This window comes from Citrobacter sp. wls708 (assembly GCF_005281255.1).
In the GTDB taxonomy this organism is placed as follows: domain Bacteria; phylum Pseudomonadota; class Gammaproteobacteria; order Enterobacterales; family Enterobacteriaceae; genus Citrobacter; species Citrobacter werkmanii.
The window spans coordinates 374062-389173 of the sequence record NZ_SZXE01000016.1 but is presented as its reverse complement, the minus strand read 5'-3'; the positions used below and the strand labels follow the sequence as shown (position 1 = coordinate 389173).

Below are 15112 nucleotides of genomic sequence, written 5' to 3'. Positions count from 1 at the left end.
CGTGGCAAAACCCAACATAGCTAAATAAAAAATTATCAGGCGGGCTGTTCGCCGTTAAATCTCTACATCCCGGTTGCAATCTTTGGAATAGATATAGCTGAATGCTTCACCACGCCCCACGCCGTAACCCGCCTGCAGGGAGTACGCGCCCATAAAGATGTAGTCGCCTTTTTTCACCGGGACCCATTGGTTATCGAGGTTATAAACGCCCTGGCCTGAGAGAATATAAGCCCCATGTTCCTGTACATGCGTTTCGATATAACCATGGCTGGCGCCGGGTTCGAATGACAGAATATGCATATTCATATCGAAGCCTAATTCTTTAGGCAGGAAATCCAGCAGGATTACGTCATCCATGCCTTCATAATGAATACGTTCTAACTGGTTGGCATTACCGGAGACCAGCCATGGCGAATGGCCGGCCACCGGCGTATAACGCCGTTTGTATAAAAACAGTTGGCTGTCTTCTGTCTGGGCATTATTAAAGGTGAGCAGTTCACCTGGCGGGCAATACAGATATCCGCCCTGAGTCAAAGCAAATGTTTTACCTTCCGCTTTTGCCTCAACTTTGCCGGAAATAACATACACGAACGTTTCAATACCTTCGCCGCCAAAACCGCTGTGGTGGCCGCCGTTCTGGTGTAGGGTCACCAGATAGTCAACAAATGACGCGCCCAGTTTTGGCGTTGAGAGGATGGTGACGTCACAGTTTTCAAAACCCGGAATGATATTTTTAACCAGTCCGTCCGGGGTTAACAGGGCAAAGTTACCGTGTTTTACAATTGCGCGATTAGCCAGTAAATCATCGCGATAACCCGTGACGTTATTCAGATATCCCATGAATGGCTCCTTATTTCTGCCAGGCAAGTTGATGAAGCATTAATGCCAGAGTTTTGACCCCTTCGGCAAGGTCGTTAATGTTTGTGCGTTCAGCGGGGTTGTGGCTGATACCGTTAATGCTGGGAATGAAAATCATGCAGGTCGGTACACGAGGGGCAAAAATCTGCGCATCATGGCCCGCGCCACTGTGCATGACACGGTAGTTCAGTTGTTCTTTTTCACACAGTTCGGTAAGGGTGGAGACCAGTTTACTGTCCATCGGGACTGGCGTTTCATCCATCCACAAATCGATATCAATACCGATATCCATTTCATCACAGATGGCGCGCATGTCGTTTTCCAGTTGCTGAGTAAAATCACGCAGTACGTCGGCATCGGTATGACGGCAATCGATCGTGAAGGTCGTTTTTCCAGGCACCACGTTGACGGTGTTTGGCTGTGGCTCTACTTTACCAAAGGTCAGTACCAGAGGATCGCCATGCTTTTTGGCTTTCTCGATAGACTGGCTGCAGATGCGACTGAAAGCGTAAACGGTATCGCGACGGTAGCTCAGCGGCGTTGTACCCGCATGGTTGGATTCGCCGTTCAGCGTTACCGTATAGCGACGTTGGCCGACAATCGCGCTGACGACGCCTATCGACTGACCATTACTTTCAAGCACGCAACCTTGTTCGATGTGTAATTCAACGAAGGCTTTGATGTCATTACGAGCATGAAGCGGCTCTGCGGGGAGGGTAAAGCCGCAGGCGTTCATTGCGTCAACAAAACGGGTGCCTTTCGCGTCCTGGATGTTGCGGACGTCATCAGGATTTGCCAGTCCAAAAATGTTTTTGCTGCCCCAGAAGACATACGGGAAACGGCTGCCTTCCTCTTCCGCCATGGAAACGACTTCGACCGTTTTCAGCGGTGCGCCATAGGTGCTCTTGAGCCAGTCAACCGCGAGCCATGCCGCCAGCGCGCCAAACTGGCCGTCAAGATTGCCGCCGTTGACGACGGTATCAATATGCGAGCCGCTTAAAATGACCTGTTCCGGCGATTCGCTCCCGAGCAGACGACCGTATAAGTTGCCCACTTCATCAAAGCGCGTTTCCAGGCCACTGGCGTCCATACGCTTTTTGAATTGCTGTTGTGTTTCAAGCCATTCTGGCGAATACAGCAAGCGCGTCATCCCACCGGTAGGATCCGCGCCAAAGGAAGAGAGCCAGGGAAGGGTTTCTTCAATTGCGTGACGAAAATGGTTGATCATATGAAATTCCTGTTTCAATAATTATTGTGCAAAGGGATTCTTTGTTTCGTATGACTTGAGATAGAGGGCATCGGAAATCAGGTATTGATAAATATCGTCAACAATGTCGATACCATGGACCGCGGCATTGCGTTGATTAATATCTTGATCCTGTCCGGGGTAATAAACTTGTTTAAAGCCGGGGGCCGGAGTAATGTTATTTAACTCTTGCATGGTCTGGCTGAGGTGCTGGCGGAATAATTGGCTGGAGGAGAAAAAGTCGGGATTAATAACCAAATGCAGTTGGCCTAAATTCCGACCGGCATGTAAATCCTCATACATTGAACTGACCTGACGACCAAACGGTAATCCCAATAAAATGCCGGATAACACATCGATCATCATCATCAGGCCATAGCCTTTAGGCCCGGCCGCAGGTAGCAACGCATTGACAGCAAAGGGATCGGAAGTTGGCGCGCCGTTTTTATCGACTGCCCAGGTATTAGGAATCGGCTCGTTGCGGGAGCGGGCATCCAGAACTTTTCCCCATGCCTGCACCGTTGTCGCCATATCAAACGTCATGATGTCGTCGCCTTCTCCTGGCGCAGCGAAGGCTAACGGATTGGTACCGTAGTAAATATCTGCGCCGCCGAACGGTACCACCATCGGGTCGGACTGGCACACGGAGAGGCCGATCAGACCAGCGCGAGCGGCTTGCTGCACAAAGTAAGAAATGGCACCGCTGTGCCCCATTCGGCTAATGCCAACGACGGCGACACCATTTTTTTTAGCAATTTTAATGGCATGCTCCATACCCATCTTTGCTGCGACTTGCCCGGCGGCATTATCGGCATGCAAAATCGCTGTACAGGGACCGGTTTCTTCAAAACGAAATGTGGGTTCGCGGTTAGTGCCGCCTTTTGAAATGCGCTCAGCATAGTATTCAACGCGTACGGCGCCATGAGAGTGAATGCCTCTGGCATCGGCGTAAACCAATACCTCAGCAACCGTTGTGGCGTGCTCACGTTTTAGTCCGGCCTTGCAAAGCTTATTCTCGATAAGCTGGTGGAGTGTTTCCCGACTGATTTTCATCTGTCTTCCTTTTTAACGACGGTGTGAAGCATGACTGCCGTTAACATACCGGGAATAAAAATTGATTATGTGATCCAGACACACAAAAAAATATAGTTAGAATTTATTTGATAATCAGTATGGATTTGCCCTTTCTTTTTAAATAAATAATGCCGTTAGAAAATAATGTTTAATCTTCTGGTGGTTATTAAATTTATTTTGTTAATAATTCCAGTGTGATGCCAGTCACTCTATTTGTGATCCCAGATATATACCTTGAGCTACACATTAACACTACTCGTGCAATTGCCATGGGTGCAATTATTAAGGGGTTGTTATGATCCACGCCTTTATTAAAAAAGGGTGTTTTCAGGACTCTGTCAGTTTAATGATTATTTCACGCAAGCTGAGTGAGTCCGAAAATGTAGACGATGTATCGGTCATGATGGGAACGCCAGCGAATAAATCATTGCTGGAAACGACCGGGTTTTGGCATGACGATTTTAATAATGCGACGCCAAACGATATTTGCGTGGCGATTCGTACTGAAACGGCAGATGAAAGTATTACACAGGCTATTCTGCAACAACTGGATGAGTCGTTGCAGCAGTTGGCGCAGGCCACCGGCGGTAGCCAAACGCTCCTGCAGGTCAGACGCTGGGAAAGCGCGTGCCAGAAACTGCCTGAGGCGAATATGACGCTCATTTCGGTTGCCGGTGAATACGCGGCGGAACTGGCGAACCAGGCCTTGGATCGCAACCTGAACGTCATGATGTTCTCCGATAACGTTACCCTGGACGATGAAATCGCTCTGAAGCGCCGTGCGCAGGATAAAGGTCTACTGGTGATGGGACCTGACTGCGGAACTGCCATGATTGCGGGTACGCCGCTGGCTTTTGCCAACGTGATGCCGGAAGGCAATATCGGTGTGCTGGGCGCCTCCGGGACAGGGATTCAGGAGCTCTGTTCACAGATAGCGCTGGCCGGGGAAGGCATCACCCACGCCATCGGTCTGGGTGGACGCGACCTGAGCGCCGAGGTGGGGGGGATTAGCGCGCTTACCGCGCTGGAGATGCTTGGCGCAGACGACAAAAGCCAGGTGTTGGCTTTTGTGTCGAAACCGCCGGCGGAGGCTGTTCGCCAGCATATCGTGAACGCGATGAAGGCCACCGGCAAACCCGTGGTAGCTCTGTTTTTAGGTTACACCTCCGCGGTCGCTCGCGATGAAAATGTCTGGTTTGCCGCGACGCTGGACGATGCGGCCCGTCTGGCCTGTTTACTGGCGAGAGTCGCAGCGCGACGCAGCTCGCTTTCAACCACAGGAGACGGTGTGATCCGAGGGTTATACACCGGAGGTACGCTGGCCGCCGAAGCCGCTGGGCTGCTGGCCGCCCATCTGAATGTCGCCGCGGATGCACAACATCATCATGGCATGATGCTGGATGCCGCCGGGCACCAGATTATCGATCTGGGGGATGATTTTTACACCGTCGGGCGGCCGCATCCGATGATTGACCCTGCCTTACGTAATCAACTGATTACGGATCTGGGGGGGCAGCCGCAGGTACGCGTGCTGCTAGTTGATGTCGTGATTGGTTACGGCGCGACGGCAGATCCGGCTGCATCGCTGGTTCAGGCCTGGCAGAAGGCGTGCGCTGCGCGAGACCACGAGCAACCGCTGTATGCGATTGCGACGGTGACAGGTACAGAACGCGATCCGCAGTGTCGCTCACTGCAGATTGCCACACTGGAAGATGCCGGCATTGCCGTAGTGAATTCACTGCCCGAGGCAACGCTGCTTGCCGCCGAACTGATTCGTCCATCTCAACCGTTATCTGACAAATCCGCACCTTCGCTACTGGAAAAAGTGGCGGTCATCAATGCCGGGTTACGCAGTTTTGCACTGGATTTACAGGCTGCGGAAATGCCTGTGGTGCATTACCAGTGGGCGCCTGTCGCTGGCGGTAATAAGAAACTGGCTCGTTTATTAGAACGTTTGCAATAAGGGGTTCCAATGTTTACATCAGTGGCGCAAGCCAATGCTGCAGTAATCGAACAAATTCGTCGTGCGCGTCCACACTGGCTGGATGTGCAACCTGCCTCCTCATTAATCCGCGAGCTCAATGAAGGGAAAACGCTGCTGCATGCGGGACCGCCAATGCGTTGGCAAGAAATGACCGGTCCGATGAAAGGGGCCTGTATTGGTGCATGTCTGTTTGAAGGGTGGGCCAATGATGAGATGAGCGCGCTGGCTTTACTGGAGCAGGGCAAAGTCCGGTTCGTACCTTGCCACCATGTTAATGCTGTGGGGCCAATGGGGGGAATCACCTCTGCCAGCATGCCGATGCTGGTAGTGGAAAATATCACCGACGGTAACCGGGCTTACTGCAATCTCAACGAAGGGATTGGCAAAGTGATGCGCTTCGGCGCGTATGGTGAGGATGTCCAGCAGCGTTTACGTTGGATGCGCGATGTCCTGATGCCTGTTTTAAGCGCGGCGCTGGCCAATCTGGAACAGGGTATTGATCTGACCGCCATGATGGCGCAGGGCATTACGATGGGCGATGAGTTTCATCAGCGCAACATTGCCTCTTCAGCTCTGCTGATGCGAACCCTGGCGCCGCAAATTGCCCGTCTGGAACATGATAAGCAGCAGATTGCTGAGGTGATGGATTTCCTCAGCGTGACCGACCAGTTCTTCCTTAACCTGGCGATGGCTTACTGCAAAGCGGCAATGGATGCCGGGGCACTGGTGCGTTCCGGCAGTATTGTGACCGCAATGACCCGTAATGGCGACATGTTCGGGATCCGGGTGAGCGGACTTGGCGATCGCTGGTTTACCGCGCCGGTTAACACACCGCAGGGGCTGTTCTTTACCGGCTTCTCGCAGGAACAAGCTAACCCGGATATGGGCGATAGCGCCATCACCGAAACCTTTGGGATTGGCGGTGCCGCGATGATCGCGGCCCCTGGCGTAACGCGGTTTGTCGGCGCCGGAGGAATGGAGGCCGCGAAGTCCGTTTCCGAGGAGATGGCTGAAATCTATCTGGAACGCAATATGCAGTTGCAGATCCCTGGCTGGGATTTCCAGGGGGCTTGCCTTGGTCTTGATATCCGTCGCGTCGTGGAAACAGGTATTACGCCGCTGATCAACACGGGTATTGCCCATAAAGAAGCCGGTATTGGTCAGATCGGCGCGGGCACCGTTCGTGCGCCGCTGGCCTGCTTTGAGCTGGCTCTGGAAGCGCTGGCTGAAAGTATGGGCATTAGCTAAGAGAGCCGCGCATGATGATCATCCGTCCTCTGATGGGCAGTCAGCAGTCTCCGGATTTTCGCCAGTCATGGCAGCTATCCGGGATCTGGCGGCGCTCGATTAACCTTGTGGCCGAAGGGGGCGCACTGTTAACGCTGCACCGCCAGGGCAGTGGTTTTAGCCCGGGAGGATGGGTGATCCGTGCACCTGACTTTGATGCGCTGCGTACGGCGTTAAGCGGTAGCGAAACCCCTCAGGCTGTCCCCGAGGGGATTGTGCTGGGACCGTTTCTGTTACGCCAACCGCAGCGTTGTTGTTCGTTGAAAATAACGTCCCGTCCACATGCCCCGCGCCTTGCATCCGCCTGGATGGATCGCGGCGAGGAAACGGGATTATTCGGGCCGTTAATGCTGGCGGCAAATTTGCCTTTGTGCCCCGAGTTACGTCAGTTCCGCCATTGCTTTTTCTCGGCGCTGGCTGGCTTGTCGACAGACTGGCGGCAGTGGTTAGGCAAGGGGCCAGGTTTAACGCCCAGCCATGATGATACGCTGACCGGAATGCTGCTGGCCGCCTGGTATTTCGGCGCGCTGAATAAGGATTCCGGCCATCGTTTCTTTGAATATTCCGGCAATCTTCAACTGGCGACGACTGTGGTTAGCGTGAGCTACTTACGCTACGCGGCATTAGGGTACTTCGCTTCACCTTTGCTCCACTTCACTCATGCTTTGGGCCGACACCAAAGGATGGACGCGGCGATAAATTCGCTGCTGGCGCTCGGGCATACCTCCGGCGCAGACACCTTGTTGGGGTTCTGGCTTGGGCAACAAATTATAGAAGGATAGGGAATGAAAACGCTGGTTGTTGCTCTTGGCGGCAACGCATTATTGCAGCGCGGCGAGGCGCTGACGGCAGAAAATCAATATCGTAATATTGCCAGCGCCGTACCTGCCCTGGCGCGTCTGGCACGTTCGTACCGCCTGGCCATCGTACATGGCAATGGGCCGCAGGTTGGTCTGTTGTCGTTACAGAATCTTGCCTGGAAAGAGGTTGAACCTTACCCGCTGGATGTGCTGGTGGCAGAGACTCAGGGCATGATTGGTTATATGTTGGCGCAAAGTCTGACCGCTGAACCGGAGATGCCGCCGGTGACCACAGTGTTAACGCGAATTGTGGTGTCTGAAGACGATCCCGCGTTTATGGCGCCGGAAAAATTTATCGGCCCGGTGTATTCGCCTGAAGAACAAACGCAACTGGAAGCCACCTACGGCTGGCATATGAAACGTGACGGCAAATACCTGCGTCGTGTTGTCGCCTCGCCTGAGCCTCGCCAGATCGTCGAAAGCGATGCCATTAAGCTCTTGCTCAAAGAAGGCCATGTGGTGATTTGTAGCGGCGGTGGCGGCGTGCCGGTGACCGGGGAAGGGGTAGGGTCTGAAGCGGTCATTGATAAGGATCTGGCGGCGGCATTGCTGGCTGAACAGATCGATGCCGACGGTCTGGTTATCCTCACCGATGCTGATGCGGTCTATGAGAACTGGGGCACGCCAGAGCAACGTGCGATTCGTCAAGCCTCTCCTGATGAACTGGCGCCGTTTGCTAAAGCCGATGGTTCGATGGGGCCAAAGGTGACAGCCGTAAGCGGATACGTGAAGCGACGTGGAAAACCCGCGTGGATTGGCGCGCTGTCTCGCATTGAAGACACGTTGGCGGGGAAAGCCGGAACCTGCATTCGTCTGTAAAAGTAACGGGAGGCGTGCGCAGGCGCACCTCCCGTATCGGTTTATTTCAGCTTTGACTGCGCCCAGATGATGCCGCTGGCATATTCCGGCGGCAGCAGGGGAATGAGCGCTTCCAGCGTGGCGCTAAGGCGCGCGGTATCGCTGTCGCTCAGATTCAGGTGTCCCACCTTACGCCCTTCGCGTACCTCTTTGTCATACCAGTGCAGATGCACCAGCGGCAGCTTCAGCCAGTCATAGTTCAGGTCGCTGCCGATCAGGTTTACCATCACCGAAGGATTGTTCACCACCGGCGTCGGCAGCGGCAGGCCGGTAATGGCGCGCAGGTGCAGTTCAAACTGGCTGATGCTGGCGCCGTTTTGCGTCCAGTGCCCGCTGTTGTGCACGCGCGGAGCCAGTTCATTGATCAGCAAACCTTCCGGGGTGATGAAACACTCCATCGCCATCACACCGACATAGCCCAGCTCCTGCATGATGGCAGAGAGCATCGCTTCGGCCTGCGCCTGTTGTTTAGCGTTAGCCTGCGGAAATACCACGCTGGTGCGTAGAATGCCATCCTGATGCAGGTTATGAGTCAGCGGATAGAAGACGGTGCTGCCGTCGTGCGCACGTGCGCCAACCAGCGAGACTTCACCGGAGAAGTTGATTCCTCGCTCGACGATGCACTCGCCGTAGCAGTCGTCTGGCAGTTGTTCGGTTTCATTCGCGCGTAAACGCCACTGTCCACGACCGTCGTAGCCGCCGACGCGACGCTTCACAATCGCCAACTCGCCGAGTTTGTCAAACACCGCAGACCATTCGCTTTTATCCGCCAGCAGTTGCCATGGTGCGGTCGCCAGGTTGAGTTTGTCAAAAAGCTGTTTTTGCGTCAGACGGTCAGCAATAATCGGGAAGACGTCGCGGTTAACAAACGCCGGGTGACGCGCCAGTTCGCGAGTGAGCGCCGTTTCCGGCCAGCGCTCAATCTCAGCGGTAATCACGCTTTGTTGAAAAGGAACGGCAGCGGGTTCGGCGTCCAGCCCGACGGGCCAGACCGCAATCCCCAGCGGCTCACCGGCCTGACGCAGCATGCGTCCTAGCTGGCCATTGCCGAGTACACAGACCTGCTTCATGCGACACCTCGCGGGTCCGGGTTCTCCAGTACCTCATCGGTTTGCGCTTTACGCCACTCAGCCAGACGCTGATGCAATTCGTTGTCGTGTGTGGCCAGAATTTGCGCGGCCAGCAGGGCTGCATTGGCTGCGCCCGCTTTGCCGATCGCCAGCGTGCCCACCGGAATACCGCGAGGCATCTGTACGATGGAGTAGAGACTGTCTACGCCGCTCAACGCTGCGCTTTGTACCGGAACGCCTAAAACAGGCACCAGCGTTTTCGCCGCAATCATTCCTGGCAAATGTGCAGCACCACCGGCACCGGCAATAATCACCTGATAACCGTTTTCTTCAGCGCCTTCGGCGAAACTGAACAGTTTGTCTGGGGTACGGTGGGCGGAGACGACCTCAACATGGTGTGGAACGTCCAGCATTTCGAAGATTTCGGCGGCGAACTGCATGGTAGCCCAGTCGCTTTTGGACCCCATCACGATGGCGACACGCGCCGGATTATTGCGGGAAGACATGCGTCTGAAAACTCCTGTGGTGCACTACACTCGACTTTTGAGGGCACAGAGAATAGCATAATTCACCGTCAAGGAAAACGATTGCGCGCTTTACACTTCACTCTTCAAGCTGCCTCTTTGTTGGCTGCATCTGCTCACCCCAGTCACTTACTTTAGTCAGCTCCAGGGGATTCACGGATTTGCCGCCTCGATGCAACTCGAATAGTTTTGTGTAAAGAGGAACGGGGTATTTGCAGAATTAAAACGGGAATGCGATCAGTTCAACGTCGTGCGGTGTGACTTTGATCATCGAACCTTCGCTGTGCCAGGCGCCTAATACTACGCGGAAGGCGGGTTGCCCATTGGCCGTAAGTTCGTGGACTGCCGGACGGTGGGTATGACCGTGAATTAACCACTGGGCCTGATGTTTTTCCAGCTCGGCAATAACGGCCTGCTGATTCACATCCATGATCTCCAGCGACTTACTGCTGTTGGCTGCTTTGCTGTTGGCGCGCATTTTCGCGGCAATACGTTGGCGAATGAACAATGGCAGGGCGAGGAATAGTTTTTGTAGCCAGTGTTGATGCACTTTGGCGCGAAACGCCTGATAGCCAGCATCGTCGGTGCATAACGTATCGCCATGCATGATCAGCACCTTGCGACCATACAGATCGAGCACTTTCTCTTCGGGCAGTAAGGTCATGCCGCTCTCACGGGCAAAACGTTTGCCAAGCAGAAAATCACGGTTGCCGTGAATAAAAAAGCAGGGAACGCCGGAATCAACCAGTGCTTTTATCGCTGCAGCTATTTGATGATGCAGTGGATTAGGGTCGTCGTCGCCAATCCAGGCTTCGAACAGGTCGCCGAGAATGTACAGCGCATCGGCTTGTCGCGCATCGCCGGCTAAAAAACGCAGAAAACCGGCGGTGATCGCCGGTTCTTCTGTGCAGAGGTGAAGATCTGCAATAAACAGTGTCGCCACGATTACTCGCTGACGGTCACGTTTTCGATGATGACGTCTTCTTTCGGCACATCCTGATGCATACCGCTGCGACCAGTGGAAACGCCTTTGATTTTATCAACCACATCCATGCCTTCAACAACTTCAGCAAACACGCAGTAACCCCAACCCTGCATGCTTTCGCCAGAGAAGTTCAGGAAGTCATTGTCAGCAACGTTGATGAAGAACTGTGCGGTTGCGGAGTGCGGAGCCTGAGTACGCGCCATTGCCAGCGTACCACGGGTGTTTTTCAGACCGTTGTTCGCTTCGTTTTTGATCGCTTCTTTCGTGGCTTTTTGCTTCATGCCCGGCTCGAAACCACCGCCCTGGATCATGAAACCGTTAATAACACGGTGGAAAATGGTGTTGTTATAAAAACCTTCGCGGCAGTAGTCCAGGAAGTTTTTAACTGTTTCCGGCGCTTTATCATCAAACGTTTTGATTACGATATCGCCGTGATTAGTGTGGAAAGTAACCATTTTTGCATCCTGTTCCGATAGATTGGTGCTTCGACCCTGGTAAGGGTCAGAGTTAGGGGTGTGTTATAGCATAACCGCAAGCTGCGATCACCTTGCAAAGTGTGCTGCTTCGATTACGAATAATATGTATTATACGGATATTATTACCCACACACGTCTACACGGAATCTTCGATGTTAAAAATCTTTAATACACTGACGCGCCAAAAAGAGGAATTCAAACCTATTCATGCCGGGGAAGTCGGCATGTACGTGTGTGGTATTACCGTTTACGATCTCTGTCATATTGGCCACGGACGTACTTTCGTTTCTTTCGACGTCGTTGCGCGTTATCTGCGCTTCCTCGGCTATAAGCTGAAGTATGTGCGCAACATTACCGATATCGACGACAAAATCATCAAGCGCGCGAATGAAAACGGCGAGAGCTTCGTCGCGCTGGTCGATCGCATGATTGCGGAAATGCATAGCGATTTCGATGCGCTGAATATTCTGCGCCCGGATCTGGAACCTCGCGCTACGCATCATATCGCCGAGATTATTGAGATCACCGAACAGCTGATCGCCAAAGGTCACGCCTATGTTGCCGATAATGGCGACGTGATGTTCGACGTCCCGACTGATCCAAACTACGGTCAGTTGTCACGCCAGGATCTGGATCAACTGCAGGCAGGCGCACGCGTTGACGTGGTTGACGTGAAGCGCAACCCGATGGACTTCGTGCTATGGAAAATGTCCAAAGAGGGTGAACCGAGCTGGCCATCTCCGTGGGGCGCTGGTCGTCCGGGCTGGCATATCGAGTGTTCGGCGATGAACTGCAAACAGTTGGGCAACCATTTTGATATTCACGGTGGCGGCTCCGACCTGATGTTCCCGCACCATGAAAACGAAATTGCCCAGTCCACCTGTGCGCACGATGGCGAATACGTGAACTACTGGATGCACTCCGGGATGGTGATGGTTGACCGCGAGAAAATGTCCAAATCGCTGGGCAACTTCTTTACCGTGCGCGACGTGCTGAAATACTACGACGCCGAAACCATTCGCTACTTCCTGATGTCAGGTCATTACCGTAGCCAGTTGAACTACAGCGAAGAGAACCTGAAACAGGCGCGTTCTGCGTTGGAACGTCTGTACACTGCGCTGCGCGGCACTGACAAATCCGTTGCCCCTGCGGGTGGCGAGGCCTTTGAAGCGCGTTTCATTGACGCGATGGACGATGACTTCAACACCCCGGAAGCGTACTCCGTGCTGTTTGATATGGCGCGTGAAGTTAACCGCCTGAAGGGTGAAGATATGGCGGCGGCGAACGGTATGGCTGCGCATCTGCGTAAGCTCTCCAGCGTGCTGGGCTTGCTGGAACAGGATCCAGAAGCATTCCTGCAAAGCGGCGCGCAGGCGGATGACGGTGAAGTCGCCGAAATTGAAGCGTTAATCCAGCAGCGTCTGGACGCCCGTAAGGCGAAAGACTGGGCGGCGGCCGACGCCGCGCGTGACCGTCTGAACGAGATGGGCATCGTGCTGGAAGATGGTCCGCAGGGCACCACCTGGCGTCGTAAGTAACTCTGTAATGCCCGGTGGCGCCTACGCTTACCGGGCCTACAAAAGAGCGAGTGTAGGCCGGATAAGACGCAGCGCGTCGCATCCGGCAGATTAATATTTTCGATACCACCACAGCACACCCATCATCATCATTCCCGGTAGCCACACCCATAATAATTCCGAAATAATCACCTGATGCCCGTAAGGGGTCGCGTAGCGTGACAGCGCGAACGGCGCGACTTTAATCACCTGCCACGGCGCGAAAAAGCGTTCATCCGACCACGGCCACAGCCAGCCGACGCCTTTGCCGCCGGTGGTGACAGAATCCAGCACACTGTGCGATAGCAGTGAAACTGTCAGGAATAGCCAGCAGCGAATCAATCCGGCTTTAAACCATCGTCGACCAATCAATACGCAAAGTAGCGGCACGACAAAGGCGAACAGCAGTGAGTGGGTAAATCCACGGTGGCCAAACACGTTGCCGTAGGCGACGCCAAGCTTAAATGACAGCACGTCGGCATCCGGCAGCATCGCCAGAATGACGCCAGTAAACAGTAATCGTGGGGGGATGACTTTAAGTCCGAGACCTAATCCTAAACAGAGTGGAACGGCCGCGTGAGTAACGATGGTTGGCATGATGTTCGCTTCATGTGGGAAAACGACATGCTAACTGTTCACTGTGAAGTGGGGATGAAGTTATTATCTGAAAATGAGACGGGGAAGCGGCCGGACAGGGCGTTAACCTCATCCGGCACTTGGGGTCACGCTACGATGTTAATGCTGTGGCCTTCAAAGCTGACGGTCTGTCCGGCAACGATTTTACAGCGTTTGCGCGTTTCAACCGCGCCATCGACCTTCACCAAGCCTTCGCCAATAGCGATCTTTGCCTGGGCGCCGCTTTCGCTCCAACCTTCCAGCTTCAGCAAATCGCAGAGTTCAACGTGTGGGTGCTTACCCAGTGAAAATGTGGCCATCTTAAACGTCCTTTACATCATGGTATTCAACACACGCCTGTAGCGTGTTTTCGATAAGTGTGGCGACAGTCATTGGGCCTACGCCGCCCGGTACTGGCGTGATATATGACGCACGTGCGGCTGCATCTTCAAAGACCACATCGCCCACTACTTTACCATTCTCCAGACGGTTGATGCCGACATCAATCACAATCGCACCTTCTTTGATCCACTCGCCGGGTATAAAGCCCGGTTTGCCGACAGCAACAATCAGCAGGTCCGCATGCTCTACGTGGCGACGCAGATCTTTGGTGAATCGGTGGGTGACCGTAGTGGTGCAACCAGCCAGCAGCAGCTCCATGCTCATCGGGCGACCGACAATATTTGAAGCGCCAATCACTACGGCGTTCAGACCATAGGTATCGATGTTGTAACGCTCAAGCAGAGTGACAATCCCGCGCGGAGTACATGGACGCAGACGCGGCGCGCGTTGACACAGACGACCAACGTTATACGGGTGGAAACCGTCTACGTCTTTATCTGGTGCGATACGTTCCAGCACCTTAACGTTGTCGATACCTGCCGGTAATGGCAGTTGTACCAGGATACCGTCGATGGTGGTATCTGCGTTGAGCGTATCGATCAGCTCAAGAAGCTCCGCCTCGCTGGTGGTTTCAGGCAGGTCATAAGAGCGGGAGACAAACCCCACTTCGTCACAGGCTTTGCGTTTACTCGCGACATAAATCTGCGAAGCCGGGTTGCTGCCTACCAGCACAACAGCCAGGCCCGGGGCGCGTAATCCAGCCGCTAAACGCGCCTGAACTTTTTGAGCAACCTCAGAGCGCACCTGCTGCGCAATCGTTTTACCGTCAATAATCTTTGCTGCCATCAGAGAGAGGATTCCATCTGTTACGTTAAATCGAAGGGGATGTCACTATTTTGTCAGAAGCAGAACGTGCTGTCAGTTTTCGTTTGCGTTTTTACGTGCGATCGCGGGGAGAGCGGTCAGTGAGCAGGGGCGGTTCAGTCGCTGAAGCCCTGCGCATCATTCATGATCATGCTAATTAAATTTAACGTCAATGAAACAACTCATCACCCTGGTATTTTCAAGGTTAATGCACCATAAACCAGTCTGTTACGTTTGATTATGATGTCTTTACCTCATTTTTACTCGGATTTTTCCTGGATCCCAATAAGAATTAGCCAGGGCCATTAAAAGGATTTGCAGGTATTTTTCATTAATTTAAATGTTTAATTTAACGCTGTGACGAAATAGTCATATTCGCGAAGATTAATTAGTGAATCAAATACTCGGAGAGTTGGGTAAAGGTTAGCTAATTCTCTTGCGATATATATCTTTACAGGATGCAGAGATAATTCGCCTGACATTTAATGTCGATAATGATTCAAACGGATCCCG

The 15112-nt window shown here is 53.4% G+C and carries 15 protein-coding genes; 5 read left to right on the top strand and 10 right to left on the bottom strand.

The genetic code is table 11. The annotated features are described in order from the left end of the window. Window positions 1-54: 54 nt before the first annotated feature. From allE to allD, 3 genes are read right to left on the bottom strand one after another with little or no spacing between them, the layout of a single operon-like run. Window positions 55-840: a (S)-ureidoglycine aminohydrolase gene (gene allE, locus FDW97_RS11570; RefSeq protein WP_121528705.1), complete on the bottom strand. Its 786-nt coding sequence runs from the start codon at window positions 838-840 to the stop codon at window positions 55-57. 10 nt (window positions 841-850) lie between these two features. Continuing rightward, complete coding sequence (allC, locus tag FDW97_RS11565) at window positions 851-2086, bottom strand: allantoate deiminase (RefSeq protein ID WP_061381596.1); 1236 nt, start codon at window positions 2084-2086, stop codon at window positions 851-853. Window positions 2087-2107: 21 nt separating this feature from the next. After that, entirely contained in the window at window positions 2108-3157 is a 1050-nt protein-coding gene (gene allD, locus FDW97_RS11560; RefSeq protein WP_069323995.1) for an ureidoglycolate dehydrogenase, read from the bottom strand. A gap of 316 nt (window positions 3158-3473) precedes the next feature. On the opposite strand from allD, the gene FDW97_RS11555 reads away from it, so the two are divergent. The 4 genes from FDW97_RS11555 to FDW97_RS11540 are packed head-to-tail and all read left to right on the top strand — an operon-like array spanning window position 3474 to window position 8128. After that, complete coding sequence (locus FDW97_RS11555; protein ID WP_137346943.1) at window positions 3474-5141, top strand: acyl-CoA synthetase FdrA; 1668 nt, start codon at window positions 3474-3476, stop codon at window positions 5139-5141. A 9-nt stretch (window positions 5142-5150) separates the two neighbouring features. Continuing rightward, on the top strand, window positions 5151-6410 hold the full coding sequence (locus FDW97_RS11550) for a DUF1116 domain-containing protein (protein ID WP_038638468.1): 1260 nt from the start codon (window positions 5151-5153) through the stop codon (window positions 6408-6410). Between the two features lie 11 nt (window positions 6411-6421). Then, on the top strand, window positions 6422-7231 hold the full coding sequence (locus tag FDW97_RS11545) for a DUF2877 domain-containing protein (protein ID WP_085047597.1): 810 nt from the start codon (window positions 6422-6424) through the stop codon (window positions 7229-7231). A 3-nt stretch (window positions 7232-7234) separates the two neighbouring features. Next, entirely contained in the window at window positions 7235-8128 is an 894-nt protein-coding gene (locus FDW97_RS11540) for a carbamate kinase (protein ID WP_085047596.1), read from the top strand. Between the two features lie 41 nt (window positions 8129-8169). On the opposite strand, the gene purK is transcribed toward FDW97_RS11540, so the two are convergent. From purK to ppiB, 4 genes are all read right to left on the bottom strand, one after another. Next, on the bottom strand, window positions 8170-9237 hold the full coding sequence (purK, locus tag FDW97_RS11535) for a 5-(carboxyamino)imidazole ribonucleotide synthase (protein ID WP_038638475.1): 1068 nt from the start codon (window positions 9235-9237) through the stop codon (window positions 8170-8172). Next, on the bottom strand, window positions 9234-9743 hold the full coding sequence (purE, locus tag FDW97_RS11530) for a 5-(carboxyamino)imidazole ribonucleotide mutase (RefSeq protein ID WP_038638478.1): 510 nt from the start codon (window positions 9741-9743) through the stop codon (window positions 9234-9236). Before purE ends, purK begins: the two co-directional genes overlap by 4 nt. A 238-nt stretch (window positions 9744-9981) precedes the next feature. Next, a complete protein-coding gene (gene lpxH / locus FDW97_RS11525; protein WP_110498605.1) occupies window positions 9982-10704 on the bottom strand; it encodes a UDP-2,3-diacylglucosamine diphosphatase in 723 nt (240 codons plus the stop codon). A 2-nt stretch (window positions 10705-10706) separates the two neighbouring features. Further along, entirely contained in the window at window positions 10707-11201 is a 495-nt protein-coding gene (gene ppiB, locus FDW97_RS11520) for a peptidylprolyl isomerase B (RefSeq protein ID WP_003021875.1), read from the bottom strand. A gap of 173 nt (window positions 11202-11374) precedes the next feature. Here ppiB and cysS point away from each other — a divergent pair, with 173 nt between their 5' ends. Beyond that, window positions 11375-12760 (top strand): cysteine--tRNA ligase, encoded by a 1386-nt coding sequence (cysS, locus tag FDW97_RS11515; protein WP_069324000.1) that lies wholly within the window; start codon window positions 11375-11377, stop codon window positions 12758-12760. Between the two features lie 90 nt (window positions 12761-12850). Here cysS and FDW97_RS11510 read toward each other — a convergent pair whose 3' ends face one another. The 3 genes from FDW97_RS11510 to folD all read right to left on the bottom strand — a co-directional run bounded on the left by FDW97_RS11510 (window position 12851) and on the right by folD (window position 14581). Next, window positions 12851-13375: a metal-dependent hydrolase gene (locus FDW97_RS11510; protein WP_069324001.1), complete on the bottom strand. Its 525-nt coding sequence runs from the start codon at window positions 13373-13375 to the stop codon at window positions 12851-12853. 125 nt (window positions 13376-13500) lie between these two features. Next, window positions 13501-13713 carry a ribosome-associated protein YbcJ gene (ybcJ, locus tag FDW97_RS11505; protein WP_085047592.1) on the bottom strand — a complete coding sequence of 71 codons (213 nt, stop codon included), beginning with the start codon at window positions 13711-13713 and terminating at the stop codon, window positions 13501-13503. Window position 13714: 1 nt separating this feature from the next. After that, window positions 13715-14581 carry a bifunctional methylenetetrahydrofolate dehydrogenase/methenyltetrahydrofolate cyclohydrolase FolD gene (folD, locus tag FDW97_RS11500; protein WP_003021887.1) on the bottom strand — a complete coding sequence of 289 codons (867 nt, stop codon included), beginning with the start codon at window positions 14579-14581 and terminating at the stop codon, window positions 13715-13717. Window positions 14582-15112 lie beyond the last annotated feature (531 nt).